The 24,221-nt window shown below is 59.6% G+C and carries 24 protein-coding genes; 9 read left to right on the top strand and 15 right to left on the bottom strand.

Translation table 11 applies throughout. From position 1 onward, the window contains the following. Positions 1-6 precede the first annotated feature (6 nt). The 6 genes from msrQ to ACM6I5_RS14000 all read right to left on the bottom strand — a co-directional run bounded on the left by msrQ (position 7) and on the right by ACM6I5_RS14000 (position 5,981). On the bottom strand, positions 7-627 hold the full coding sequence (gene msrQ, locus ACM6I5_RS13975) for a protein-methionine-sulfoxide reductase heme-binding subunit MsrQ (protein ID WP_414878286.1): 621 nt from the start codon (positions 625-627) through the stop codon (positions 7-9). Then, entirely contained in the window at positions 627-1,640 is a 1,014-nt protein-coding gene (gene msrP, locus ACM6I5_RS13980; protein ID WP_017340787.1) for a protein-methionine-sulfoxide reductase catalytic subunit MsrP, read from the bottom strand. The genes msrQ and msrP overlap by 1 nt, the downstream gene beginning before the upstream one ends. 58 nt (positions 1,641-1,698) lie before the next feature. Continuing rightward, positions 1,699-2,553 carry a CDP-diacylglycerol--serine O-phosphatidyltransferase gene (gene pssA / locus ACM6I5_RS13985; RefSeq protein WP_017340788.1) on the bottom strand — a complete coding sequence of 285 codons (855 nt, stop codon included), beginning with the start codon at positions 2,551-2,553 and terminating at the stop codon, positions 1,699-1,701. Positions 2,554-2,697: 144 nt separating this feature from the next. Continuing rightward, positions 2,698-3,714, bottom strand: a complete 1,017-nt coding sequence (gene ilvC, locus ACM6I5_RS13990; protein WP_007948647.1) for a ketol-acid reductoisomerase — start codon at positions 3,712-3,714, stop codon at positions 2,698-2,700. Positions 3,715-3,762: 48 nt separating this feature from the next. Further along, entirely contained in the window at positions 3,763-4,254 is a 492-nt protein-coding gene (gene ilvN / locus ACM6I5_RS13995) for an acetolactate synthase small subunit (protein ID WP_003176102.1), read from the bottom strand. 2 nt (positions 4,255-4,256) lie between these two features. Continuing rightward, on the bottom strand, positions 4,257-5,981 hold the full coding sequence (locus tag ACM6I5_RS14000) for an acetolactate synthase 3 large subunit (RefSeq protein ID WP_031319122.1): 1,725 nt from the start codon (positions 5,979-5,981) through the stop codon (positions 4,257-4,259). A gap of 401 nt (positions 5,982-6,382) precedes the next feature. Between ACM6I5_RS14000 and ACM6I5_RS14005 the strand changes: the two genes are divergently transcribed. Beyond that, positions 6,383-6,805 carry a DUF4124 domain-containing protein gene (locus ACM6I5_RS14005; RefSeq protein WP_414884087.1) on the top strand — a complete coding sequence of 141 codons (423 nt, stop codon included), beginning with the start codon at positions 6,383-6,385 and terminating at the stop codon, positions 6,803-6,805. Positions 6,806-6,844: 39 nt separating this feature from the next. On the opposite strand, the gene ACM6I5_RS14010 is transcribed toward ACM6I5_RS14005, so the two are convergent. Genes ACM6I5_RS14010 through mrcB form a run of 3 tightly spaced genes read right to left on the bottom strand, consistent with a single transcriptional unit; the run spans position 6,845 to position 10,255 of the window. After that, complete coding sequence (locus ACM6I5_RS14010) at positions 6,845-7,180, bottom strand: YqcC family protein (RefSeq protein WP_017340791.1); 336 nt, start codon at positions 7,178-7,180, stop codon at positions 6,845-6,847. Further along, positions 7,180-7,914, bottom strand: coding sequence for a tetratricopeptide repeat protein (locus ACM6I5_RS14015; RefSeq protein ID WP_414884088.1), 735 nt, complete (start codon positions 7,912-7,914; stop codon positions 7,180-7,182). The genes ACM6I5_RS14010 and ACM6I5_RS14015 overlap by 1 nt, the downstream gene beginning before the upstream one ends. A 16-nt stretch (positions 7,915-7,930) precedes the next feature. Continuing rightward, positions 7,931-10,255 carry a penicillin-binding protein 1B gene (mrcB, locus tag ACM6I5_RS14020; protein WP_414878290.1) on the bottom strand — a complete coding sequence of 775 codons (2,325 nt, stop codon included), beginning with the start codon at positions 10,253-10,255 and terminating at the stop codon, positions 7,931-7,933. Positions 10,256-10,372: 117 nt separating this feature from the next. Here mrcB and ACM6I5_RS14025 point away from each other — a divergent pair, with 117 nt between their 5' ends. From ACM6I5_RS14025 to ACM6I5_RS14035, 3 genes are all read left to right on the top strand, one after another. Beyond that, complete coding sequence (locus tag ACM6I5_RS14025) at positions 10,373-11,929, top strand: AAA family ATPase (RefSeq protein WP_414878291.1); 1,557 nt, start codon at positions 10,373-10,375, stop codon at positions 11,927-11,929. 91 nt (positions 11,930-12,020) lie between these two features. Continuing rightward, complete coding sequence (locus tag ACM6I5_RS14030) at positions 12,021-12,365, top strand: pentapeptide repeat-containing protein (RefSeq protein WP_017340795.1); 345 nt, start codon at positions 12,021-12,023, stop codon at positions 12,363-12,365. A 244-nt stretch (positions 12,366-12,609) separates the two neighbouring features. Then, the gene (locus ACM6I5_RS14035; protein ID WP_007971093.1) at positions 12,610-12,882 is read left to right on the top strand and encodes a TfoX/Sxy family protein; all 273 of its coding nucleotides are present in this window, start codon (positions 12,610-12,612) and stop codon (positions 12,880-12,882) included. Positions 12,883-13,168: 286 nt separating this feature from the next. On the opposite strand, the gene ACM6I5_RS14040 is transcribed toward ACM6I5_RS14035, so the two are convergent. From ACM6I5_RS14040 to ACM6I5_RS14055, 4 genes are read right to left on the bottom strand one after another with little or no spacing between them, the layout of a single operon-like run. Further along, a complete protein-coding gene (locus ACM6I5_RS14040) occupies positions 13,169-14,020 on the bottom strand; it encodes a ChaN family lipoprotein (protein ID WP_414884089.1) in 852 nt (283 codons plus the stop codon). Between the two features lie 20 nt (positions 14,021-14,040). Next, a complete protein-coding gene (locus ACM6I5_RS14045; protein ID WP_414884090.1) occupies positions 14,041-14,808 on the bottom strand; it encodes a heme ABC transporter ATP-binding protein in 768 nt (255 codons plus the stop codon). Continuing rightward, positions 14,808-15,791 (bottom strand): FecCD family ABC transporter permease, encoded by a 984-nt coding sequence (locus ACM6I5_RS14050; protein WP_193393008.1) that lies wholly within the window; start codon positions 15,789-15,791, stop codon positions 14,808-14,810. Before ACM6I5_RS14050 ends, ACM6I5_RS14045 begins: the two co-directional genes overlap by 1 nt. Before the next feature lie 50 nt (positions 15,792-15,841). Then, on the bottom strand, positions 15,842-16,714 hold the full coding sequence (locus ACM6I5_RS14055) for a heme/hemin ABC transporter substrate-binding protein (RefSeq protein ID WP_414884091.1): 873 nt from the start codon (positions 16,712-16,714) through the stop codon (positions 15,842-15,844). Positions 16,715-16,879: 165 nt separating this feature from the next. Here ACM6I5_RS14055 and ACM6I5_RS14060 point away from each other — a divergent pair, with 165 nt between their 5' ends. Continuing rightward, positions 16,880-17,197, top strand: a complete 318-nt coding sequence (locus ACM6I5_RS14060) for a Rieske (2Fe-2S) protein (RefSeq protein WP_414884092.1) — start codon at positions 16,880-16,882, stop codon at positions 17,195-17,197. Here ACM6I5_RS14060 and sfsA read toward each other — a convergent pair. Together sfsA and ACM6I5_RS14070 are read right to left on the bottom strand one after the other, a co-directional pair. Next, the gene (gene sfsA, locus ACM6I5_RS14065; RefSeq protein WP_017340801.1) at positions 17,194-17,907 is read right to left on the bottom strand and encodes a DNA/RNA nuclease SfsA; all 714 of its coding nucleotides are present in this window, start codon (positions 17,905-17,907) and stop codon (positions 17,194-17,196) included. The two genes, ACM6I5_RS14060 and sfsA, sit on opposite strands and share 4 nt — an antisense overlap. Then, on the bottom strand, positions 17,907-19,079 hold the full coding sequence (locus ACM6I5_RS14070; RefSeq protein WP_414884093.1) for a pyridoxal phosphate-dependent aminotransferase: 1,173 nt from the start codon (positions 19,077-19,079) through the stop codon (positions 17,907-17,909). The genes sfsA and ACM6I5_RS14070 overlap by 1 nt, the downstream gene beginning before the upstream one ends. Positions 19,080-19,414: 335 nt before the next feature. On the opposite strand from ACM6I5_RS14070, the gene dksA reads away from it, so the two are divergent. The 4 genes from dksA (at position 19,415) to ACM6I5_RS14090 (ending at position 24,206) form a co-directional block, all read left to right on the top strand. Continuing rightward, a complete protein-coding gene (gene dksA, locus ACM6I5_RS14075; protein ID WP_007902025.1) occupies positions 19,415-19,855 on the top strand; it encodes an RNA polymerase-binding protein DksA in 441 nt (146 codons plus the stop codon). A gap of 271 nt (positions 19,856-20,126) precedes the next feature. Further along, positions 20,127-21,014, top strand: coding sequence for a tRNA glutamyl-Q(34) synthetase GluQRS (gene gluQRS / locus ACM6I5_RS14080; protein WP_414878299.1), 888 nt, complete (start codon positions 20,127-20,129; stop codon positions 21,012-21,014). Positions 21,015-21,091: 77 nt separating this feature from the next. Next, on the top strand, positions 21,092-21,268 hold the full coding sequence (locus ACM6I5_RS14085; protein WP_003176118.1) for a hypothetical protein: 177 nt from the start codon (positions 21,092-21,094) through the stop codon (positions 21,266-21,268). Next, positions 21,252-24,206, top strand: coding sequence for a sensor histidine kinase (locus tag ACM6I5_RS14090; protein ID WP_031319123.1), 2,955 nt, complete (start codon positions 21,252-21,254; stop codon positions 24,204-24,206). The genes ACM6I5_RS14085 and ACM6I5_RS14090 overlap by 17 nt, the downstream gene beginning before the upstream one ends. Positions 24,207-24,221 lie beyond the last annotated feature (15 nt).

Below are 24,221 nucleotides of genomic sequence, written 5' to 3' on the forward strand. Positions count from 1 at the left end.
TCTTAATTACGCTTTTCTTGCAGAAGATGGCTTTTTAGCGATTAGACGTGGAATTCGGCGGGTTACCGGGGGTAGGCGCAGAACTAACAGCAACCCCCCTATTGAGGCATAAACAGCCCACTCCTTTAGATCGGCACGCACAATCCACAACATATGCAGCAATCCGAGTCCGAGAACCACATAAACCAGCCGATGCAACTTCTTCCAGCGAGATCCCAAACGCCGCTGACTGTAGCGATTAGAGGTCAACGCCAACGCCAACAAACAAAGGAAGCCAAGCGCCCCGACAATAATGTAGGGACGTTTGCGCAATTCGACACCCATCTGGGACCAATCGAAACCGAGAATGAACGCCGTGTAACCGCTCAAATGCAGAACCACATAAGCGAAACACCACAAACCCAGTTGCCGACGGACAGCAATCCACCCCGCCCAACCGCTAAGTTTCTGCAAAGGCGTCATGCTCAACGTAATAAGCAGTAGCACAAGCGCCCCCAGCCCTAACCGATCAACCAGCACCTTACCCGGATCCGGCCCCAGCACATCCGCCCAGGCCTGGTAAAGCCAAAGCAACGGCCATATCGCCGCCGCGATGAAGACCGCCACTCGCCATAACGGATATCGCATCAGTAATTCTTCCGCAGATCGAGCCCTGCATATAAAGAAGCGACTTCATCCGAGTAGCCGTTGAACATTTGCGTGTCGCGCACGTTGGGCTTGAACAGACCACTCGGCAAACGCCGCTCCCGGGCCTGGGTCCAGCGCGGATGATCGACAGTCGGGTTCACGTTCGCATAAAAGCCATACTCATCCGCGGCAATGCTTTGCCAGGTGGTTTTCGGCTGTTCGCTGACGAGGCTGATCCGCACGATGGATTTGATGCTCTTGAAGCCGTATTTCCATGGCACCACCAGGCGCAAAGGCGCGCCATTCTGGTTAGGCAACTCGCGCCCATACATGCCCACCGCAAGAATCGCCAACGGGTTCATTGCCTCATCCAGACGCAGCCCTTCTACATAGGGCCAGTCGATCAAGGCAAAACCAGAGCGCTGACCCGGCATGGTCTTCGGATCCTGCAGGGTTTCGAAGCGTATGAATCTGGCTTTGGAGGTCGGCTCCACTTCCTTGAGCAGAGCCGATAGGGGAAAACCGATCCACGGGATAACCATCGACCAGGCCTCCACGCAACGAAGACGATAAATGCGCTCCTCCAGCTGGTACGGCTTCATGAAGTCTTCCAGCGCATATCGACCCGGCTTGCCGACCTCCCCATCCACCACAACGCTCCAGGGTTCGGTTTTCAGCGCGCCCGCGTTCGTCGCCGGATCACCTTTATCGGTGCCGAACTCATAGAAATTGTTGTAGTGGGTTGCATCCTTGAATGGCGTGATCGCTTCATCCTTGACGTTGACCGCCCCCCACCGGGTAGAAGGAAGTTTCTCGGCAAACCAGGAAGGCGCCTTGCCAGGCTCGACATCCGGATAGCGCACGGCATCGTCCGCGCTGACCCAGCTCGGCAAGCTGCTCACTGCCAAACCGGCGACGGCAGCACCCAGCACATTTCGACGAGATAGATAGAGGGATTCAGGCGTAACGTCCGACTCGTGGCAGTCGGACGTCTTGGGGACTTTGATCAGCATGGCAACTCCGCAGAATTGGAGAACAGATACACCAATAGACTGCGGAGTATGAGGGAAATTACGTGTTTTTGTGCCGACGAAGACGTAACAGATATTGAACCGGACCCGATGCTGCGTAGGCGAGGAAAACCAGCAGCAGGATGCGCGGCGGATCACTGAATACGACGGCGAACACCAGCACGACCGCAAGGATCGCCACAAAAGGTACGCGCCCTTTCAGGTCCAGCTCCTTGAAGCTGTTGTACTTGATGTTACTGACCATCAACATGCCGGCGGCAGCGACCATTAGCGCCACCAGGAAAGACATCTTCGAGCCCTGAATGCCGTAATCGCTGAACGCCCAGACAATCCCTGCAACCACACCCGCGGCAGCCGGACTGGCCAGGCCGATGAAGTAGCGTTTGTCCGCAGTGCCCACTTGGGTATTGAAACGCGCCAGACGCAGTGCGGCGCCAGCGACATAAATGAAGGCGACCATCCAGCCGACCTTGCCCATATCGCCCAAGGCCCAGCCAAAGGCCAGCAATGCCGGTGCGACACCGAAGGCGACCATATCGGAGAGCGAGTCGTACTCGGCACCGAAGGCACTCTGGGTATTGGTCATACGGGCAACGCGACCGTCGAGACCGTCGAGCACCATGGCGACAAAAATGGCGATCGCGGCAAACGCAAAATACTTGCTCGCACCGATTGCATCACCGGCACTCAACGCGCTCTGGGCACTCATCGAGCTGATGATGGAGTAGAACCCTGCGAACAGGTTCGCAGTGGTAAACAGATTCGGCAGAAGATAGATACCACGATGCCGGACTTTACGACCTTCAGCGTCATGCCCTTCTTCGATGTGTTCATCGATGGGCAGCAGGCTTTCGGCGTCAGAAGCCTGGTTTGGCTCTTCGGGACGTTCGCTCATGGACATTACCTTGCAACGGGGTGGAAAGTTTCGACAGGTGTCTGGGACGAGGGTTCGGCCGCAAACGATGCAGCTTTATACCAGAACCGGCCGCGCAAACGAAAAAACGCGGCCTAGGCCGCGTTTTCCGTACAAGTGCGCGACTTAGTTTTTGGCTTTGTCGACGATCTTGTTGGCACCGATCCACGGCATCATGGAGCGCAGTTGCTCGCCGATGATTTCGATACCGTGAGCGGCGTTGTTACGACGCTTGGCGGTCATCGAAGGATAGCCGGTTGCGCCTTCGCTGATGAACATCTTGGCGTATTCGCCGTCCTGAATACGTTTCAGGGCGTTGCGCATGGCCTGACGGGATTCGGCGTTGATCACTTCCGGGCCGGTCACGTATTCGCCGTATTCAGCGTTGTTGGAGATCGAGTAGTTCATGTTGGCGATACCGCCTTCGTACATGAGGTCAACGATCAGTTTCAGTTCGTGCAGGCACTCGAAGTAGGCCATTTCCGGCGCGTAGCCAGCTTCAACCAGGGTTTCGAAACCGGCCTTGACCAGTTCAACGGTACCGCCGCACAGAACGGCTTGCTCGCCGAACAGGTCGGTTTCGGTCTCGTCTTTGAAGGTAGTTTCGATGATGCCGGTGCGACCACCACCCACGCCAGCAGCGTAGGACAGTGCAACGTTTTTGGCGTTGCCGGAAGCATCCTGGTAGATAGCGATCAGGTCAGGAATACCGCCGCCTTTGACGAACTCGGAACGCACGGTGTGACCCGGTGCCTTCGGCGCGATCATGATCACGTCGAGGTCAGCGCGCGGCACAACCTGGTTGTAGTGGATCGCGAAGCCATGGGAGAAGGCCAGGGTGGCGCCTTTCTTGATGTTCGGCTCGATTTCGTTCTTGTACAGGGCAGACTGGAACTCGTCCGGGGTCAGGATCATGACCAGGTCGGCAGCTGCAACTGCGGAAGCAACGTCGGTCACTTTCAGGCCGTGGGCTTCGGCTTTGGCAACAGTGGCCGAGCCTTTACGCAGGCCGACAGTGACGTCAACGCCGGAGTCTTTCAGGTTGCACGCTTGAGCGTGGCCTTGGGAACCGTAACCGATGATGGCAACTTTCTTGCCCTGGATGATCGACAGGTCGCAGTCTTTTTCGTAATAAACTTTCATGAAATTCCCCTATATATCCAGGCCGTTCAGGCCGTTCGCTAATTTGGTTTAGATGCTGAGTACTTTGTCGCCGCGAGCAATACCGGTTACGCCGCTGCGGACGGTTTCCAGAATCGACGCGGTGCCGATGGACTGAATGAAGCTGTCGAGCTTGTCGCTGGTACCGGTCAATTGAACGGTATACACGCTAGCGCTGACATCGACGATCTGCCCACGGTAAATATCGGTGGTGCGCTTGATCTCGGCGCGCTGGGCGCCGGTGGCCTTGACCTTGACCAGCATCAGTTCGCGCTCGATGTGAGCACTTTCCGACAGGTCGACCAGTTTGACCACTTCAATCAGCTTGTTCAGGTTCTTGGTGATCTGCTCGATGACCTCATCGTGGCCCACCGTGGTCAGCGTCAGACGCGACAGAGTCGGGTCTTCGGTTGGCGCCACAGTCAGGCTTTCGATGTTGTAGTTGCGCTGCGAGAACAGGCCGACTACACGAGACAAAGCGCCGGGTTCGTTTTCCAGAAGCAAGGAAATAATATGCCGCATGATTAAGTACGCTCCGTCTTGCTCAGCCACATATCGCGCATGGAGCCGTCTTTGATCTGCATCGGGTAGACGTGCTCGCTGGTATCGACCGAAATATCGAGCACCACCAGGCGATCCTTCATGGCGAACGCTTCTTCCATCTTCGACTTCAAATCTTTCGATTCGGTGATGCGCACGCCGACGTGACCATAAGCCTCGGCCAGCTTGACGAAATCAGGCAGCGATTCCATATAGGAGTGCGAGTGACGGCTGCCGTAACTCATGTCTTGCCATTGGCGAACCATACCCAGAACACCGTTGTTCAGGATGACGATCTTGACCGGCAAACCGTACTGCAGGCAGGTCGACAACTCCTGAATGTTCATCTGGATACTGCCCTCGCCTGTCACGCAGACGACGTCGGCATCCGGGAAGCTCAACTTGATACCCATGGCCGCCGGAAAACCGAAGCCCATGGTGCCCAGGCCACCGGAGTTGATCCAGCGGTTCGGCTTGTTGAACTTGTAATACTGCGCCGCGAACATTTGGTGCTGACCCACGTCGGAGGCCACAAAGGCATCCCCCTTGGTCACTTCGCACAGGGTTTCGATCACAGTCTGCGGCTTGATGATGCTGCCGTCGCCCTTGTCGTAAGGGAACAGGCCGCGATCACCGCGCCATTCATCAACCTGCTTCCACCAGCTCGCAACGGACTCCTTGTTCGGGGTCTCGCCGATTTCCTTGAGGATCGCGACCATTTCGGTCAGGACGCTCTCGACCGGACCGACGATAGGTACGTCGGCCTTGATGGTCTTGGAGATCGAAGCCGGATCGATGTCGATGTGAATGATCTTGGCGTTCGGACAGAACTTCGACGCGCCGTTGATCACGCGATCGTCGAAACGTGCGCCGACTGCGAGGATCACGTCAGCATGGTGCATCGCCAGGTTAGCGGTGTAGCTGCCGTGCATGCCGAGCATGCCGATGAACTGACGGTCGGTGCCAGGGTAGGCACCCAGCCCCATCAGGGTATTGGTCACTGGCAGGTTGAGCATCTTCGCCAATTCGGTCAGCGGCGCGGAGCCACCACCGAGAATCACGCCACCGCCGGCGTACATCACCGGACGCTTGGCCGCCAGGAGCATTTCGGCTGCCTTGCGGATTTGCCCGGAGTGACCGCGAACGGCCGGGCTGTAGGAACGCAGCTTGGCTTTTTTCGGGAAGATGTATTCGTACTTCTCGGCCGGGTTGGTCATGTCTTTCGGGATATCGACAACGACCGGACCAGGACGACCGGATTGCGCCAGGTAGAACGCCTTCTTCATGACTTCCGGGATTTCCGAGGCGTGCTTGATCATGAAGCTGTGCTTCACGATCGGCCGGGAGATACCGATCATGTCGGTTTCCTGGAACGCATCGGTGCCTACCATGGTGCTAGGCACCTGGCCGGAAATGACCACCATCGGAATGGAGTCCATATACGCGGTGGCAATACCGGTGATGGCGTTTGTTGCGCCCGGGCCGGAGGTCACCAGTACCACGCCGGCTTTACCGGTGGCACGGGCATAGCCGTCAGCCATATGGGTCGCAGCCTGCTCGTGACGAACCAGGATGTGTGTCACTTCCGGTTCTTTGAACAGGGCATCGTAGACATGAAGAAGAGCACCACCCGGGTACCCGTAGATATATTTGACGCCTTCGTCACGCAAAAAGCGGACGAGCATCTCACCGCCAGATAAAAGCTCCACGTTGTTCACCTCTAAAACGCCAGAATACCGTCCACATCAAAGGCGGACGGGTCTTAATAGGTTTACTTCTCGGCAGAGCATGAGCGACGGTGGTCGCCGACTACGTCAGCACTGACTGAGCAAGTATTGGGATCGTCCCAAGTGTTGCGGGCCTTTCCCACCCAGCGCGAGGTAACGCGTTGCGGGTGTAACAGGTCGGCGCGGGTGTGCGCCTCATGATCTGCCGAGTGGGTCTGCTTCTGGCAGTCCCTCTACAGCGGACTTTGGATTCTTCTGTTTCGTCCCCTGCAAGTCAAGTCGTCAATGTGCTTTATTGAACTAAGCACATGAGAAAGCAAGAAAAAACCGCGAAACAGCAACTGTGTTAGCTTCGATTGCGCAACTCAATACAAGGAAATGGCATGCGAACGTTTTTCCTGGCCGCCAGCCTGCTGATCGGCATCTGCCCTGTGTCCATGGCCGCCCAGATATACAAATGGGTCGATGAGCAGGGCGTTACCCACTTCGATGCGCAACCGCCCCAGGGCCGGGAAGCCGCGACCGTGGTCACGCCCTCACCCTCTGCGGGCAAGCCGGCTACGCTGCCACGCAGTAACACCATCGGTGATCAACAAGCCGTCGACAAGACAGTGAAAAAACAGGTCGCCGAGCAGCAAGCCCAACTGAAGGTGTTCTGTGAGCAGGCTCGGACGAACCTGGCGCAACTGCAGAACAATCCGCGACTGCGGGAGGATGTCGACGGTGAGATGCGCCGCCTGACTGACGAACAACGTCAGGAGCGCACCGCAGAAGCGCAGAGACAGATCGCCGAGAACTGCCAGTAACGCCTGTAGGAGCAGAAGCTCGTCCCTACAAAGAACGGGTCAGCGAGAGGCGGTAATCAACAGGTCGAACTCTTTGAGCAGTACCTGCAACTGCCGATCCCTGCCCTGAACATTGCGCGCGGCGAAGACCATTTCGGCCATCTCCTGAATGCCAGAAGCATTGGGCAGCGGTAAATCCTGCTCCAGGATTGTTTTCATGCGAGGCAGGAAAATCCATTGCAGCCACTGCTCGAAATCCAACGTATCGACCGAGAACGGCTCGACGCTGGACAGCGCCTCAGCGGAAGGCGAGACATCGCCCCACCACCCCTGAACGCGCAGCTCGCGCTCGATCAATAGCAACTGCTCGGCAATCTTGGGAAAGCGTGCATCCATCACGACGAAACCTTGGCCTTTTGACGGGCCAGTGATGCGCCTGCGGAATCACCCTGTTTCTCACGAGCCTGCGCAATCAGTTCCCACAGGCTGGCCTGAAGCGCCGGACGACCATTGGCGAACGTCAGACCGCGACGAGCGAACTGTTCGGCTTGTGCCGCATCGCCTTGCGCCATGCGGACCTGAGCCAGACGATAAAGCACTTGCGGCTCACGCGGCGCGACACGCTGGGCGCGTTCGAGACTGGAAGAGGCACCGTTGAGGTCGCCACCGGCCTGTTGCTGCTGAGCGGTGGTCAGCAATGCCAGCACCGGGCCGTCCAGCTGTTCGTCGGCAGACAGGCCACCAGCGCTCGACGAAGGAATCCCGCTCGGTGTCGACGGCATGCTGTAGCTGCCCTGATTGATCGGCGCCGACTGAACCGGCGAGGTGTCGATCGGACCCGAGGTCATCGGGCCAGGCGTAATCGGCGAGGTGCTGATCGGTGCCGACGCCACTGCTCCGCCACCCGGCACCATGACCACGACGCCAGTGTCGCCTTGCGGAATCGCTTGCGCCTGGGCTTGCACAGGACGCTTGGTCGTCGTCTGACGAAATCCGCCATTTGCCGAAACCCGTTCACTGTTGGAAACGGCGCTGCCGGCATCCACAACCGGAATCGAACCGCGCTGTACGCTTGAGCAACCGCTGAGCAAAGCCACGGCGGTCACCGCTGGAATCAACCACTTGTTCACTTGAAACCCTCTTTGCTTAATTCATCCAGCCCTTGACCCAATCCATCACCGTTTCACCGTTAACAGGGCTTTCGCCACCGCACGCGGCGCCGGGAGGCGGTTCGCTGCCGCGAATATACGGCATCTGCACGGCGCCTGGGCAGTTGGCATCAGAGCCTTGCCCGGTATGTGAATCGACCCAGGCCTGAACCACATTATCCGGCTGCGGCATATCCAGCGGCAACGGATCGGCCTTGCGCATGAAACTGGTCCAGACCTGCAACGCACCGGTGGCACCGGTAAACGGTGTCTTGCCGTTGTCGTCGCGCCCCAACCACACCACCGCCAGCAAGTCCTGACTGAAACCGGCGAACCAGCTGTCTCGCGAATCGTTACTGGTACCGGTCTTGCCGGCCAGCGTCAGAGTTTTCGGCAACACGTTGTAAACCGAACTGCCGGTGCCTTCACGCATGACCCGCTGCATGGCGCTCTGGATCAGGTATATAGAAGCCGGATCGAAACGCTGCTGAATCTGGAACGGATACCGCTTGAGCGGCTCGCCTTCGGCCGTCAGTACGCTACGGATCCCGCGCATCGGCGTATTGAACCCACCGTTGGCGAGGGTTTGGTACATGGTCGCCACTTCGATCGGCGTCATGCCGCCAGCGCCCAGCAGCATCGACGGAAATGCCGGAAACTCGCGACTCACACCCAGGCGAGCCACCGTCTTCAAGACATTCGGCACGCCCACCGCCAACCCCAGACGCGCGGTAGACAAATTGTAGGAATGTGCCAGGCCTTGATAAAGGAAAACCGTGCCATGGGAGCGGCGGTCATAGTTCTGCGGTTTCCAGACCTGACCGTCCGCGCCTTTGACCGAGAAGGATTCGTCCGACAGCCAGCTGGTCAACGTGTACTGGGTCGGTTTCTCAAGGGCTGTCAGATAGACCGCCGGCTTGATCAGCGAGCCGATCGGTCGGACAGCATCCAGCGCCCGGTTGAAACCGGCGAAGCTCGCCTGACGACTGCCGATCATGGCCTGGACTTCGCCGGTCTCCGGGTTGGTCACGACCATCGCCGCTTCAACGTCATCGGAGCCTTTACGCCCGGACAAGCGCTTGAACGTATCGTTGACCGACGCTTCGGCTTTCATCTGCAAAATAGGATCGAAACTGGTGAAGATCCGCAGGCCTTCTTCGGTCAAGTCTTCATCGCGATAGTCTTCGCGCAGCTGACGTTTAACCAGATCGATAAAACCGGGGAACGAACTGTCGGCCAGTTTGCCGCGTGTCGTCACGCCCAACGGCATTTTCTTCGCCGCAGCGACCTGTTCGGCGGTGGCGACGCCTTGCTGCTCAAGTACGTCGAGCACCAGGTTGCGCCGCTCGAGCGCCCGCTCCGGATTGCGACGCGGGTTGTAATAGGACGGCCCCTTGACCATGCCTACCAGCATCGCAACTTGATGCAGTTTCAACTCGGACAACGGCTGCCCGAAGAAGAACTGGCTGGCCAGACCGAAACCGTGCACCGCGCGCTGACCATCCTGACCGACGAACACTTCATTGAGGTAAGCCTCAAGAATTTCCCGTTTGTCGTAATGCAGCTCAAGCAGCATTGCCATCATGGCTTCGGTGAGTTTGCGGGTCAGGCTGCGTTCGCTGGTCAGGTAGAAGTTCTTGACCAACTGTTGCGTCAGGGTACTGCCGCCCTGGGTCATCTTGCCGCCCGAGGTGTTGACCCAGATGGCGCGGGCAATCGACTTCGGCGACACGCCCCAATGGCTATAGAAGTCCCGATCCTCCACGGCAATCAGGGTTTCCAGCAAATACGGCGGCACCTGATCGATCTTGATCAGAATGCGGTCTTCGAGATTCTTCGGGTAAATCCCGCCGATCAGCAGCGGTTCCAGCCGCACGACAGAAAGCTTCGAACCGTTGGTCGCCGAGAGTTCGGCCACGTAGTCGCCGGAGAATCGCACGCGCACGGGCTGCGCTTTCTCCAGACCTTCATAGAACTGGAAACCACGGGTATTCAAGTCGACGGTGTTGCCGTTGACTGACGCAGCGCCGGGGCCGTTGCTCACACTTTCGCGGCGATAGCCCAAAGCGTCGAGTTCGGTGAGGAAGTCTTCCTTGCTCAGCTTCTGGCCGGTGAACAGCTCAAGCGGGCGCGCATACACCTTGGCCGGGATGGTCCAGCGCTTGCCGGAGAACTTCTCCTGGACAATAGCGTCGAGGTAAACCGCGAATCCGGCGAGCACCACGAGGCCGACCAGACTGAGTTTAAGGGCCCAGCCCAGCCAAGGGCTCAGGCCCCTGGAAGGTGGTTTTTTGGGGGTGCGGGGGGATCGAGTACGAGTCATGGCGCCGGATTATACGCACTTTATTCATACTCAACAGGAGCCCTCCGAGGTTTGCGTCGGGCGGACTTGCGGCCATAATGGCGACCGTGAATTTTCCCAGACTCTGAAGGAACACCTGTGAGCCAGTCCCTGATCGCCGCCCTGCAAAACCCGGCCCTTTACCCGCATCCGGTAGACGGGTTCCAGGTCATCGAAACCCACATCTCCTGGGTAATTCTCACAGGCCCGTTTGCCTATAAAGTGAAGAAGCCGGTCAATTTCGGCTTCCTCGACTTCACCAGCCTTGAGGCTCGCGAGCATTTCTGCGGCGAAGAGCTGCGCCTGAATCAGCGTCTGACCAATGATTTGTACCTCGAAGTGTTGCCGATTACCGGCAGTGCCGAAGCACCACAACTGGGCGGCGAAGGCCCGGTCATCGAATATGCGCTGAAGATGCGTCAGTTCCCACAGAGCCAACTGCTCAGCACCCTGCAAGCCAATGGCGAATTGACCACCGCGCACATCGACGAGATGGCCGCACAGATTGCGCAATTCCACCTCACCGCACCAAAAGTACCTGCGGAACACGAAGCCGGCACGCCAGACAGCGTCATGGCGCCGGTGCGGCAGAACTTCGAACAGATCCGCCCGTTCCTGAGCGACAAGGCCGACCTGCTGCAACTCGACGCCCTGCAAGCCTGGGCCGAAAGCAGCTTCGAACGCCTCAAGCCGCTGTTCGCCCAACGCAAGGCCGAAGGTTTCATCCGCGAGTGCCACGGCGACATCCACCTGGGTAACGCCACCGTGATCGATGGCAAGGTCGTGATCTTCGACTGCATCGAATTCAACGAACCGTTCCGTTTCACCGACGTCTATGCCGACACCGGTTTCCTGGCAATGGACCTTGAAGACCGCGGACTGAAAAGCCTGGCCCGTCGCTTCATCAGCCAATACCTGGAGCTGACCGGCGATTACCAGGGCCTGGAGCTGCTGAACTTCTATAAAGCCTACCGCGCACTGGTTCGCGCCAAGGTCAGCCTGTTCAGCATGCCGGCCGAAGCCGACCCGGTGCAGCGCGCCACCACCCTGCGCCAGTACCGCAACTACGCCAACCTGGCGGAAAGCTACAGCACCATTCCTTCGCGCTTCATGGCCATTACGCACGGCGTTTCGGCTGTCGGCAAAAGCCATGTGGCCATGCGACTGGTGGAAGCGCTGGGCGCGATCCGCCTGCGCTCCGATGTAGAACGCAAACGCCTGTTCGGCGAGCAAACCGTCGCGAACGATCCGCAGGCCGGCATTTATAGCGCAGACGCCAGCGCCGCGACCTACACCCGTCTGCATGAAATCGCCGCCGTGATCCTGCGAGCCGGCTTCCCGGTGGTGGTCGATGCCACTTACCTCAAGCGCGATCAGCGTGATGGCGCGGCCAGAATTGCCGAAGCCACCGGGGCGCCGTTCCTGATCCTTGACTGCAACGCGCCACAGGCGGTGATCGAAAGCTGGCTGGCCCTGCGTCAGGCAGACAAAAAGGATCCGTCCGACGCCAACCTGGCTGTGATCGCAGCCCAGCAAGCCAGTCGTGAAGCCCTGACGCCAGAAGAAATCCTCTGCAGCAAGCGCGTTCAGACCAATGAAGCCGGAACCCTCGACACCGTCGTTGCGCAAATTCGCCAACGCTTGCCAGGGCTGTAGGAAAGTATTTCAGCCGTGGAGCCTTCGCCGGCTTCACGGCTGTCAAATAGTGGCACTATACTGGCGTCATAAAACCAACAGGTGATGTGACATGAACCAGCCCAAACTTCTCGACACCCCGCTTTATGCCTTGCTGCACAAAGACGACATCACAGGTTTCAACAACGAACGTCCAAAAGACGGGCCTATCGACATGGTCGGTGGTGATTTCCGAGGCCTGGACCTGCGAGAGCTGAACGCCGACGGCGTCGACTTTACCGATGCCTATTTCCGCTCCGCCGACTTGCGCGGCATCGACTTCACTCACTCCAAGCTGGAAGGGGCCAGCCTGGCCCATGCACAGATTTCCGGCGCCTACTTTCCGCCAGAACTGAGTGCCGACGAAATCCTGATGTCGATGAATTTCGGCACTCGCCTGCGTTATCGCACCCGTTAAAAACGACCGATAACTGACATGTCCAGCGCCCCCGCCTTGCGCTGGACTGTGGGCATTTTCGGCTTGAGAACCTGACACCCTCCCGCCTGTTCCTATCGTGTTCGCGTACTTTTACGCCGCTCATTAATCTTGCCTCTTAGAAGCATTTGCTCCGAAACCGACCAAACAATCACGCTTTTCCTACTGATGGCTACACTCCTCAGAAGCTTGCCCACGCACCGTTCGGCCGTCGCAAGGAGGCTTGATGAATGATGAACTGCAGCACCTGAAGAATCTTGGCAAGACGTCGGCGCAATGGCTGCATGCCGTGGGCATCCACAGCGCCTCGGACTTGCGTCGCCTGGGAGCGGTGGACGCTTATCGGGCCGTGCGCACACGCGGGTTTCGGGCATCCAAGGTGTTGTTGTATGCGATCGAAGGCGCTTTGATGGACGTGCACTGGAACGACATTCCCGCCGAGCGCAAGGAAGCCTTGAATAAACAGCTGGAAGCTATCTCGTCACGCCACAAGAATTGAACGGGCGCAGCGTGTGCTTGCGGAACAAGCAAGTTACGCAGCCAGGCACACCCTGAAACCCAATGTTACGGGGCTTTTCGGCGACCGAAAGGTGAATTTCAGATAAATGAAGAATCAGCGGTTGACTTGGTAATGAGAATCGCTATGATTATCACAACTGGTCGCGAGACTGGTCGATATTTGAAAAGCCCTTGGTTCGGACTCTCAGATATCTCCTCATCAGGCTAATCACGGTTATTTGACCCGGCTCTTGCCGGGTCTTTTTTTTCCTGTGGAAAAGTGCCTGTTACTTGCCGAACTGCTTGCGCATGTCTGCACAGTAATCCGGTGCCGGCGTGGCAGGTGTGTACCAGACGTAATCGGCCATCGCCGCCGTGACCTCACTGCCCTGTTGCGCCAGCATCAATACCGTTGGCGCTTCGGGCGCGCCCAGATCAAGCGTGTGAATCGGGACACCCACGTCTTTGCGCGCGTGATAAGCGCCGGCAAACAGCAGCGCGGGGGGGGGTGCCGCCAGCAGCCGCTCAGCCATGCGTCGATCACGTTGTTGCTGGACCGCGAGCATCGCCGGCATCTGCGAGGTGGGCAGCAAGCCACAATGAGACTCGCTGATCTGGGCCAATAACTCAGCCTTCACCGGTGCGGCATGGGAGCGAGCGCCACTCAATATCGGCGGATGGGCGTGGAAAGCACGCACCTCGACGATGTCCAGATTGGCGGCCAGCAGTGGGTACGGTTGGGTCAGGGCGAAACGGACGATCGGGCCGTAGAGATTCCAGTCCCAGCCAGGTTGCCAGGCCAATGCAGCTGGCAAATCGGTGGGCAGCGTCGAGGCATGACGAGCATCATCGACGCGCGGCTGTTGGTCCGGCGTGAGCATTTCCAACAGCAGACTGCCTTGCGGGCGCTGCTCTCCAAGCACCTGCAATAACCAGCGCTGCAACTCGTGGTGATCGCGATTGTCATGCTGTTCACCCACGATCAATCGCGAAGGCTCGGCCAGTCGCAGCACCAGCTCCTGTGCCGTCAGCGCCTGGCCGGTGCGCAGGTCGCGGATCTCGCCGACGACCGGTGGCGGCGTCGAAACATGCTGGCAAGCACTGAGTACCAACACAACCAGAATCACCATGACGCGCATGCACTCACTCCCATCCTGTATCAGCGGGCGATGATCAGCGGATGCCCGCGCTCCGGGTGCTGTTGCACCAGCACTTCCAGCCCGAACACCGCCTTGAGCGGCTCAGGGCGCAACACCTGCTCGGGAGTATCAAGTGCCACCGGGCGTCCGCCTTCGAGCAGTAACAGGCGATCACAATAGCGCGCCGCCAGGTTCAGATCATGCAGGATCACCAGCACCGCCGCACCGCGATCAGCGAACTCGCGCACCGCTTGCAGCGTAGTGTGCTGATGCAGCGGATCAAGCATCGAAGTCGGTTCATCGAGCAACAGCGTTTGCCCCGCTTCACCCGGCCAGAGTTGCGCCAGCACCCGAGCCAGATGCACCCGCTGACGTTCGCCGCCGGACAATGCCAGATAGCTGCGACCACTCAGATGCCCGGCATCGGCGGCCTGCAACGCAGCGGCGACGATTTCGTCGTCCCGGACCCGGCCGCTCTGATGCGGCAAACGCCCCATACCGACGACCTCCTCGACGCGAAAAGCGAAGTCCAGGGTCGAGACTTGCGGCAACACCGCCAGACGCTGGGCTCGCTGGGTGCCGGTCCAGTCACGCAACTCGCGTTCATCGAGCCATACGCTGCCCTGATTCGCCGGCAACTCACCACACAAGGCACCCAGCAGCGTACTTTTGCCGGCACCGTTAGGCCCCAGTACGCCGAGGACTTCCCCCGGATTGAGTTCAAGTGTGATGTCCGTCAGGACGATCTTGCGTCCCCGGAGGATTTGCAGATCTTGCGTTCGCAACATCAGGCACGCCCTCGGAGCAGTAAATAGAGGAAGAACGGAGCGCCGATGAACGCGGTGACAATGCCGATCGGAAGTTCGGCGGGGGCCAGCGCCAGTCGCGCCAGCAGATCGGCGAACAACAGGAGACTGGCGCCCGCCAGCACCGAGGCCGGCAACAACACCCGATGATCGGGACCGGCCAGCAGGCGCACCAAATGCGGCACCACCAACCCGACAAACCCGATCATCCCCGCTGCCGCCACCGCCGCCCCGACACCCAGCGCCGTGCAGAACACCAATTCGCGCTTGAGCCTTTCGACGTCGATCCCCAGGTGACCGGCCTCCGACTCTCCCAGCAACAACGCATTCAGGGCCTTGGCCCGACGCGGCAACCACAGCGCCACGCCGACACTGATCAGCAATAATGGCCAGAGGCGCGAATAGCTGGCGCCATTGAGACTGCCCAGGTTCCAGAAGGTCAGCGTGCGCAGGGTCGCATCGTCGGCCAGATAGGTGAACAGTCCCACTGCCGAGCCCGCCAGCGCCGTCAATGCGATACCCGCCAGGAGCATCGTCGCGACATTGGTTTGCCCATTACGCCGGCCCAGTCGATACACCAACGCGGTCACCCCAAGGCCACCCAGAAACGCGCATAGCGATAACAGATAAGGTCCGAGGGATTCCGGCAAACCGCCAAAAACGGAACCGCCGACAATCGCAATCGCCGCGCCCAATGCCGCACCACTGGAAACACCCACCAGGCCCGGATCGGCCAACGGGTTGCGAAACAATCCCTGCATCGCCACGCCCGACAACGCCAACACACCGCCTACCGCCAGCCCCAGCAAGGTACGCGGCAGGCGAATTTGCCCGAGGATCAGTTCGGCCTGCTCCAGCCCGTCGGGCGCAATGGGCAAGCCGATCATGCGCAACGCCGCACGCAAGGTATCGAGCAGCGGCAGGCTCACCGGCCCTAACGCCAATGACAGCCAGATCGCCAGCAAACACAGGAGGCTCAGGCCAATGAACAGCGTTCGGGGTTTTACCAGAACGGTCATTGGGCTGCCGTGCCCGGATAGAAACCGTCACTGACCTTTTTCAACGCATCGGGCAACCGCGGGCCGAGCCCACCCACCAGCAGCGTCGGATCAAGCTCCATGACGCGCCCGTCCCGGGCGGCGCGGGTCGAGGACAGAATCGGGTTTTCCTTGAACAACGCTGCACGCGCTGCGTCGCCGCTCAGTGCGCGGTCGGCAAATACCAGCACCTCAGGGTCCAGACTGATCAAGGATTCATTGGAAAAAGGTTTGTAACCGGTGTGCGTCGCCAGATTGTGCCCGCCGGCCTTCTGGATCAACCAATCGGCAGCGGTGTCCTTGCCGGCGATCAGCGGTTTGCCGCCCGCGTGACCGAGCAGCACCAGTACGCCAGGTGAAGGTTGTGTCAACTGCGCGTGGGTGACCCGAATCCTTTGCTGATCGAGTTGCTGTTGATAAGCCTCGAACAATTGCGCAGCCTTGTCTTCTGCTCCGAGCAACTTGCCCAACTGCCGCAAGTTACCCTGCAACGTCGGCAGATCCGGCCGGGCCGAGAACAGTTCGACCTGCACGCCCGCCGTACGAATCTGCGACAGCACCGGCGGTGGGCCCATTTCTTCGGTGCCGACCAGAATTTGCGGGCGTAAGCTCAGGATGCCTTCTGCGGACAACTGCCGCTGATAGCCGATGCTGGGCAACGCCTTGAGGGATTCCGGATGCTGGCTGGTGGTATCGACACCCACCAGTTTCGATTCGCCGCCCAGCGCACTGACCCACTCCGACAAGGCCGCGCCGGCGCTGACCCAGCGTTGTGGCAACTCGGCCGCCGCGGCATGGTGACTGACGAGGAGTCCGACACACAGCGCGGCAACGCGGGTACTCAGGCGCATAAACAGCTTCCTTTAAAGGTTTTCCCGGGCATTGAAGTGACAGGCCAAGTATCCTCGGCATCCGCACCTGCGCCCGATGGGCAAGGCGGCCATTTGATAATTGTTTGCATTTGAACGTCAAGCTCGGACATATCCGGTCACGAGCCGACGGAGTTGAGGATAGACATGAAGTTTCTTTGCACAGGCTCTGAGCTGGCCGAGTCCGGCAGCCGCGGTTTCGACCTCGACGGCCAGAAACTCTTTGCCGTGCGCCGGGCCGGTCAGGTCTACGTCTACATCAACCGCTGCCCACACCGTGGCGTCGGGCTGGAATGGATACCCGACCAGTTTCTTGACCCCAGCAACAGCCTGATCCAGTGCGCCACTCACGGCGCACTGTTCTTGATCGAAGACGGCGAGTGCGTCTCCGGCCCGTGTGCCGGGAAATCCTTGACCACCATTGCAAGCCGCGAAGACGATCAAGGCGTCTGGATCAATCTTTAACCGCCGAACACCACCTCCAGACGCCGGTCGACCACCATTTCTTCGTGGGTCAGGCGCACGCCGTAAGCCAACACCTCGACCCCGCACGACACCGCTTCCCGCAAAGCGGCCGCGTAGGCCGAATCGATTTCGTCTGCAGGACGCACGGCATCGATGCCGGTGAGGTTCACGCAATACAACTGCACCGCGCGAATCCCGTCCCGGGCCAAATGGGCCAATTCCCGTAAATGCTTGGCGCCACGCTGGGTGACCGCATCGGGAAACGCCGCGACCGATGAGCCATCGAACCCCAGCGTGACGCTTTTGACTTCCACATACGCCGGCCCGCACGGGTAATCGAGTCGAAAGTCGATGCGACTGCTTTCCTGACCGTAGGCCACTTCACGCTTCAGTTCGGTGAAACCGTTAAGTTCGGTGATGACGCCAGCCCTGAGCGCCTCTTCGATCAAACCGTTGGCTCGTCCGGTGTTCACGCAAAACAGCCGCCCCTGAGGGGTTTCGCCGACTTCCCAGGTGCCCGGCAATTTGCGCTTGGGGTCATTGGAACGACTGAACCACACCTGCCCGCCCTCGACCTGGCAATTAAGCATCGAGCCGGTGTTCGGGCAGTGAATGGTCAACAACTCGCCGTGAACGGTTTCGATATCGGCGAGAAAACGCTTGTAACGTCGAATCAGGCGGCCTTCTTCGAGGGGAGGATGAAAGCGCATCAGCCTTGCCAGCTCTTCAAGCCGCGAGCGATGCGTTCAACCGCTTCCTGCAAGCGCGGGAGACTTTGGGTGTAGGCAAACCGAACGTGATGACCGGCCTGATAACGCCCGAAGTCGAGCCCCGGCGTGATCGCCACGTGCTCTGTTTCGAGAAAATGTCGGCAGAAGGCGAAGGCATCGCCACCGAACTGGCTGATATCGGCGTACAAATAGAACGCCCCTTCCGGCTCGACGGCGATACCGAAACCCAGCTCCCGCAAGGCGGGCAAAAGGAAATCCCGGCGACGGCCGAATTCGGCGCGGCGTTCTTCCAGAATGGCGATGGTCGCGGGTTCAAAGCAGGCCAGCGCCGCGTGCTGGGCCATGCTTGGGGCACTGATGTAAAGGTTCTGCGCAAGCTTTTCCAGCTCACCGACCGCCGCTTCGGGCGCCACCAGCCAGCCGAGCCGCCAGCCGGTCATGCCGAAATACTTTGAAAAACTATTGAGCACGAAGGCATTGTCGTCGACTTCCAGCACACTGGCCGCGTCGGTGCCGTAAGTCAGGCCGTGATAGATCTCGTCCACCACCAGATGGCCGTGGCGTGCCTTGATCGCGGTCGACAGCCCCGCCAGTTCGTCGCGGGTCAGAATTGTCCCGGTCGGGTTAGCCGGCGACGCCACCAAAGCGCCAACGCTGCCGTGATCCCAATGACGATCGATCAAGTCCGGTGTCAGTTGATAGCGCACGTCCGGCCCCACAGGCACCAGCTGCGCAGCGCCTTCCACCAACCGCAGGAAATGCCGGTTGCACGGGTAACCCGGGTCCGCCAGCAGCCAGTGTTTGCCCGGATCCACCAGCAAGGCGCTGGCCAGCAGCAACGCGCCGGAACCGCCGGGCGTGATGAGGATTCGCTGTGGGTCGATGTTCAAACCGTAACGCTGTTGATAAAAGCCTGAAATCGCTTCACGCAGCTCGGGGATGCCACGGGCGGCGGTGTAACGGGTCTTCCCCGCCGTCAGTGCAGCCTGGCCGGCCTGGATGATCGGCTCGGCGGTGGTGAAGTCCGGCTCGCCGATTTCCAGGTGGATCACGTCGTGACCGGCGGCTTGCAGCTCATTGGCCCGCGCCAGCAGCGCCATGACATGGAACGGTTCGATTGCGCGACTGCGGGCACTGTAGGACTGAGCCATTAGCCTTCCTTCAACGGGAAAAAAAAACCGATTCTACCCAAGCGCAGGAACGAGCGAGAACCTAAAGCGGTCAGACGCGTTAAGACCCTGGCCACAAACGACTCATGCGAGTGCGCAAGGTTTGACTAAAATCATTAATTGATCAGGTCTCCAGCACCACCAGTCAAGGCTTTGCAATCTTTTGCAAGCCCTTCGGGCCACTACCTCGACATCCGGGAGTAGCGCGGCCCGATTTGATCTGGTAAGTTCGCCCGCTTGCAGCCGCAGGGCCGGCAGGTGTCGGTGATGGAGCAATCCTGCGCAGATGGATTACAAGAGTAGAGGCGGTCCATTTCATGCCCACCCAAGCAAAGCAGCAAAATCAGTCGATCAGCGGCTTCGAACCCTACAAAGAAGTAAAGGGCGAGGAGTACATGGGCAAACCCATGCGCGCTCACTTCACCAAGATCCTGAACAAGTGGAAACAGGACTTGATGCAGGAAGTCGACCGCACGGTTGATCACATGAAAGACGAAGCGGCGAACTTCCCCGACCCGGCAGATCGTGCCAGTCAGGAAGAAGAATTCAGCCTTGAATTGCGCGCCCGCGACCGTGAGCGCAAGTTGATCAAGAAGATCGACAAGACGCTGCAATTGATCGAAGACGAAGAATATGGCTGGTGCGAGTCCTGCGGCGTCGAAATCGGCGTCAAGCGACTGGAAGCCCGCCCTACCGCCGACATGTGCGTTGACTGCAAGACCCTGGCGGAAATCAAGGAAAAGCAAGTCGGCAAGTAATCTCGACTTGAACGAAGAACGGAGCGTGCGAACGCTCCGTTTTTGTTTCTGATATTTGCCCCGACAGAACCCTGTGGGAGCGAGCCTTTGTGGCGAGGGGATTATCCCCGTTCGGCTGCGGAGCAGTCGCAAACCCGGTTGATGCGTTCTATCTGACGCATCGCGATGACAGAGTTTGGGGGCGCTACGCGACCCGACGGGGATAAATCCCCTCGCCACAAAGGCTCTCCCACAGGGACTTGCGTACGACCGGACAACATAGATCGCCCTTATGACTGCCACCCCCTACATCGGTCGCTTCGCCCCCACGCCAAGCGGCCACCTGCATTTCGGCTCGCTGGTCGCTGCGCTGGCTTCGTACCTCGACGCGCGCTCGGTGGGTGGGCGCTGGTTGATGCGCATGGAAGACCTCGATCCGCCAAGGGAAGAACCCGGCGCGCAAGCGGCCATCCTCAAGGCGCTGGAAAGCTACGGTTTCGAGTGGGACGGCGAACTGGTCCGACAGAGCGACCGGCACGACGCCTACGCCGAAGTGCTCAATCGCCTGTTCAATCATGGCCTGGCCTACGCCTGCACCTGTTCGCGAAAACAGCTTGAGCCCTATCACGGCATTTATCCGGGCCTGTGCCGCAATGCCGGCCACGGCACCGAAGACGCCGCGATTCGCCTGCGTGTGCCCGAGCTCGAATACCACTTCATCGACCGCGTGCAAGGCGAATACCGCCAGCATCTGGGCCGGGATGTCGGTGATTTCGTGATCCGCCGCCGCGACGGGCTCTACGCCTACCAACTGGCCGTGGTCCTCGATGACGCCTGGCAAGGCATCACCGACATCGTCCGTGGCGCGGACCTGCTCGACTCCACGCCACGTCAGCTCTATCTGCAAGAACTGCTGGGTTTCTCGCAACCACGCTATCTGCACATCCCGCTGATTACCCAGCCTGACGGCAACAAGCTCGGCAAGTCCTACCGTTCGCCGCCGCTGACCGAAGATCAGGCCACGCCTTTATTACTGCGTGCATTGCGCGCGCTCGGGCAGAATCCGGGCGCCGAACTGGCGTATGCCACCCCACGCGAAGTGCTGAACTGGGGAATCGTCCACTGGGATGCGCTGAAGATCCCGCGCACACTCACCTTGCCCGAAGCGCAACTACAGTGATCACACTTGCAGTGGCGCGCCCATCCGTTACCATCGCCGCACGTTTTCGGGCACGCGCATAAAAAAGAGAGGCCGGGATGTACATCTATCGCTTGGTCCTGCTCCTGGTAGTGGGGATTTATCTGTTCTCCCCGGCCATCATGGATTGGTGGATCGACGCCACTGGCGCCTGGTATCGCCCTTATCTGCTCTGGCTGATTCTGATCGTCGTGACCTTCATCCTGCAGAGCCAAAAAGATGCCGATGAGCTTTAGCCTGACCCAGATGATCCTGATCAGCGCCGCGTACCTGGCGGTGCTGTTCGGCGTGGCCTGGATCAGCGAACGGGGCATGATTCCCCGGGCGATCATTCGCCACCCGCTGACGTACACCCTGTCGCTGGGTGTCTACGCCAGTGCCTGGGCGTTCTACGGCACCGTGGGCCTGGCCTATCAGTACGGCTACGGCTTTCTCTCCAGCTATCTGGGCGTTTCCGGCGCTTTTCTGCTGGCGCCGGTGTTGCTGTATCCGATCCTCAAAATTACTCGCACCTATCAGCTGTCGTCGCTGGCCGACCTGTTTGCGTTCCGTTTCCGCAGCACCTGGGCCGGCGCACTGACCACGATCTTCATGCTGATCGGCGTGCTGCCGTTGCTGGCGTTGCAGATTCAAGCGGTTGCAGACTCCATCGGTATCCTCACCCGCGAACCGGTGCAGCATCGCGTGGCCCTGAGCTTCTGTGCGCTGATTACGCTGTTCACGATTTTCTTTGGCTCGCGCCATATCGCCACCCGCGAGAAACACGAAGGGCTGGTGTTCGCGATTGCCTTTGAGTCGGTGATCAAGCTGATTGCGATTGGCGGTGTTGGCCTGTATGCGTTGTATGGCGTGTTCGATGGCCCGCAACAGCTGGAACTGTGGCTGCTGCAAAACCAGACCGCCCTCGCCGCGTTGCACACGCCGTTGCAGGAAGGCCCGTGGCGCACGCTGCTGCTGGTGTTCTTCGCGTCGGCGATCGTGATGCCGCACATGTACCACATGACATTTACCGAGAATCTCAATCCGCGTTCGCTGGTCAGTGCGAGCTGGGGTCTGCCGTTGTTCCTGCTGCTGATGAGCCTGGCCGTACCGCTCATTCTCTGGGCCGGGCTGAAACTCGGCGCCACCACCAACCCTGAATACTTCACGCTGGGCATCGGCATCGCCGCCAACAGCAAGGCCTTGGCGTTGCTGGCGTATGTCGGCGGGCTGTCGGCAGCGAGCGGACTGATCATCGTCACCACCCTGGCGCTGTCCGGGATGGCGCTGAACCATCTGGTGCTGCCGCTTTATCAGCCACCGGCCGAAGGCAACATCTATCGCTGGCTGAAATGGACCCGTCGGGCCTTGATCGTCGCGATCATCATGGCCGGTTACGGTTTTTACCTGTTGCTGGGTGCCGAGCAGGACCTGGCCAACCTCGGCATCGTCGCGTTTGTGGCGACCTTGCAGTTCCTGCCGGGCGTGCTGTCCGTCCTTTACTGGCCGACCGCCAACCGTCGCGGCTTCATCGCCGGTTTGCTGGCGGGGATTCTGGTGTGGCTGGTGACCATGCTGCTGCCGCTGGTCGGCAATCTGCAAGGGTTCTACATTCCGCTGCTGAACATGATCTACGTGCTGGACGACACCAGTTGGCACATGGCCGCGATTGCGTCGCTGGCCGCCAACGTGCTGATGTTCACCCTGATTTCACTGTTCACCAACGCCAGTCCCGAGGAGGCCAGCGCTGCCGAAGCCTGCGCCGTGGACAACGTGCGCCGCCCGCAACGCCGTGAACTGCACGCCGCCTCGCCCCAGGAGTTCGCCACGCAACTGGCCAAACCCTTGGGCGCCAAGGCTGCGCAAAAGGAAGTCGAGCAGGCGCTGCGCGATCTCTATCTGCCGTTCGACGAGCGCCGGCCTTATGCCTTGCGCCGCTTGCGTGACCGGATCGAAGCCAACCTCTCGGGCCTGATGGGGCCGAGCGTCGCGCAGGACATGGTCGAGACGTTCCTGCCTTACAAGGCCGGCGGCGAAAACTATGTCACCGAGGACATCCACTTCATCGAAAGCCGCCTCGAGGACTACCACTCGCGCCTCACCGGTCTTGCCGCCGAACTCGATGCCCTGCGCCGCTATCACCGTCAGACCTTGCAGGAATTGCCGATGGGCGTTTGCTCGCTGGCCAAGGATCAGGAAATCCTCATGTGGAACAAAGCCATGGAGGAGCTGACCGGAATTGCCGCGCAGCGTGTGGTCGGCTCACGACTGAGCACCATCGCCGATCCGTGGAAAGAACTGCTGCAAGGCTTCATCAACCTGCCCGACGAACATTTGCATAAGCAACATCTGGCGCTCGATGGCCAGACCCGCTGGCTGAACCTGCACAAAGCGGCGATCGATGAACCGCTCGCACCGGGCAACAGTGGCCTGGTACTGCTGGTGGAAGACCTGACCGAAACCCAGATGCTCGAAGACAAGCTGGTGCACTCCGAGCGCCTGGCCAGCATCGGGCGACTCGCGGCGGGTGTGGCCCATGAAATCGGCAACCCGATCACCGGCATCGCGTGCCTGGCGCAGAACCTGCGCGAAGAACGTGAAGACGATGGCGAGCTGAAGGAGATCAGCGGGCAGATCCTGGAGCAAACCAAACGCGTGTCGCGCATCGTTCAGTCGCTGATGAGTTTTGCCCACGCCGGCAGTCATCAACACAGCGACGAGCCCGTCTGTCTGGCCGAAGTGGCCCAGGACGCCATCGGTTTGCTGGCCCTGAACCGACGCAATTTCGAAGTGCAGTTCTATAACCTGTGCGACCCCGATCATTGGGTCGAAGGCGATCCGCAACGCCTCGCCCAAGTATTGATCAACCTGCTCTCAAACGCCCGTGACGCCTCGCCTCCCGGCAGTGCGGTGCGGGTCAAGAGCGAAGCCGGCGAACACACGGTCGACCTGATCGTGGAAGACGAAGGCAGCGGTATTCCGAAGAACATCATGGACCGATTGTTCGAACCTTTCTTCACCACCAAGGATCCTGGCGAAGGCACCGGTCTGGGCCTTGCACTGGTCTATTCCATCGTTGAAGAGCATTATGGACAAATCACCATCGACAGCCCGGCTGATGTTCAAAGCCAACGCGGCACCCGTATCCGGGTGACCTTGCCGCGTCATGTCGAAGCGACGTCCGCTGTGAACTGAGACCGTCGAGAGTAT

The sequence above is a fragment of the Pseudomonas sp. IT-P171 genome, from assembly GCF_949767765.1.
GTDB lineage: Bacteria > Pseudomonadota > Gammaproteobacteria > Pseudomonadales > Pseudomonadaceae > Aquipseudomonas > Aquipseudomonas fluorescens_B.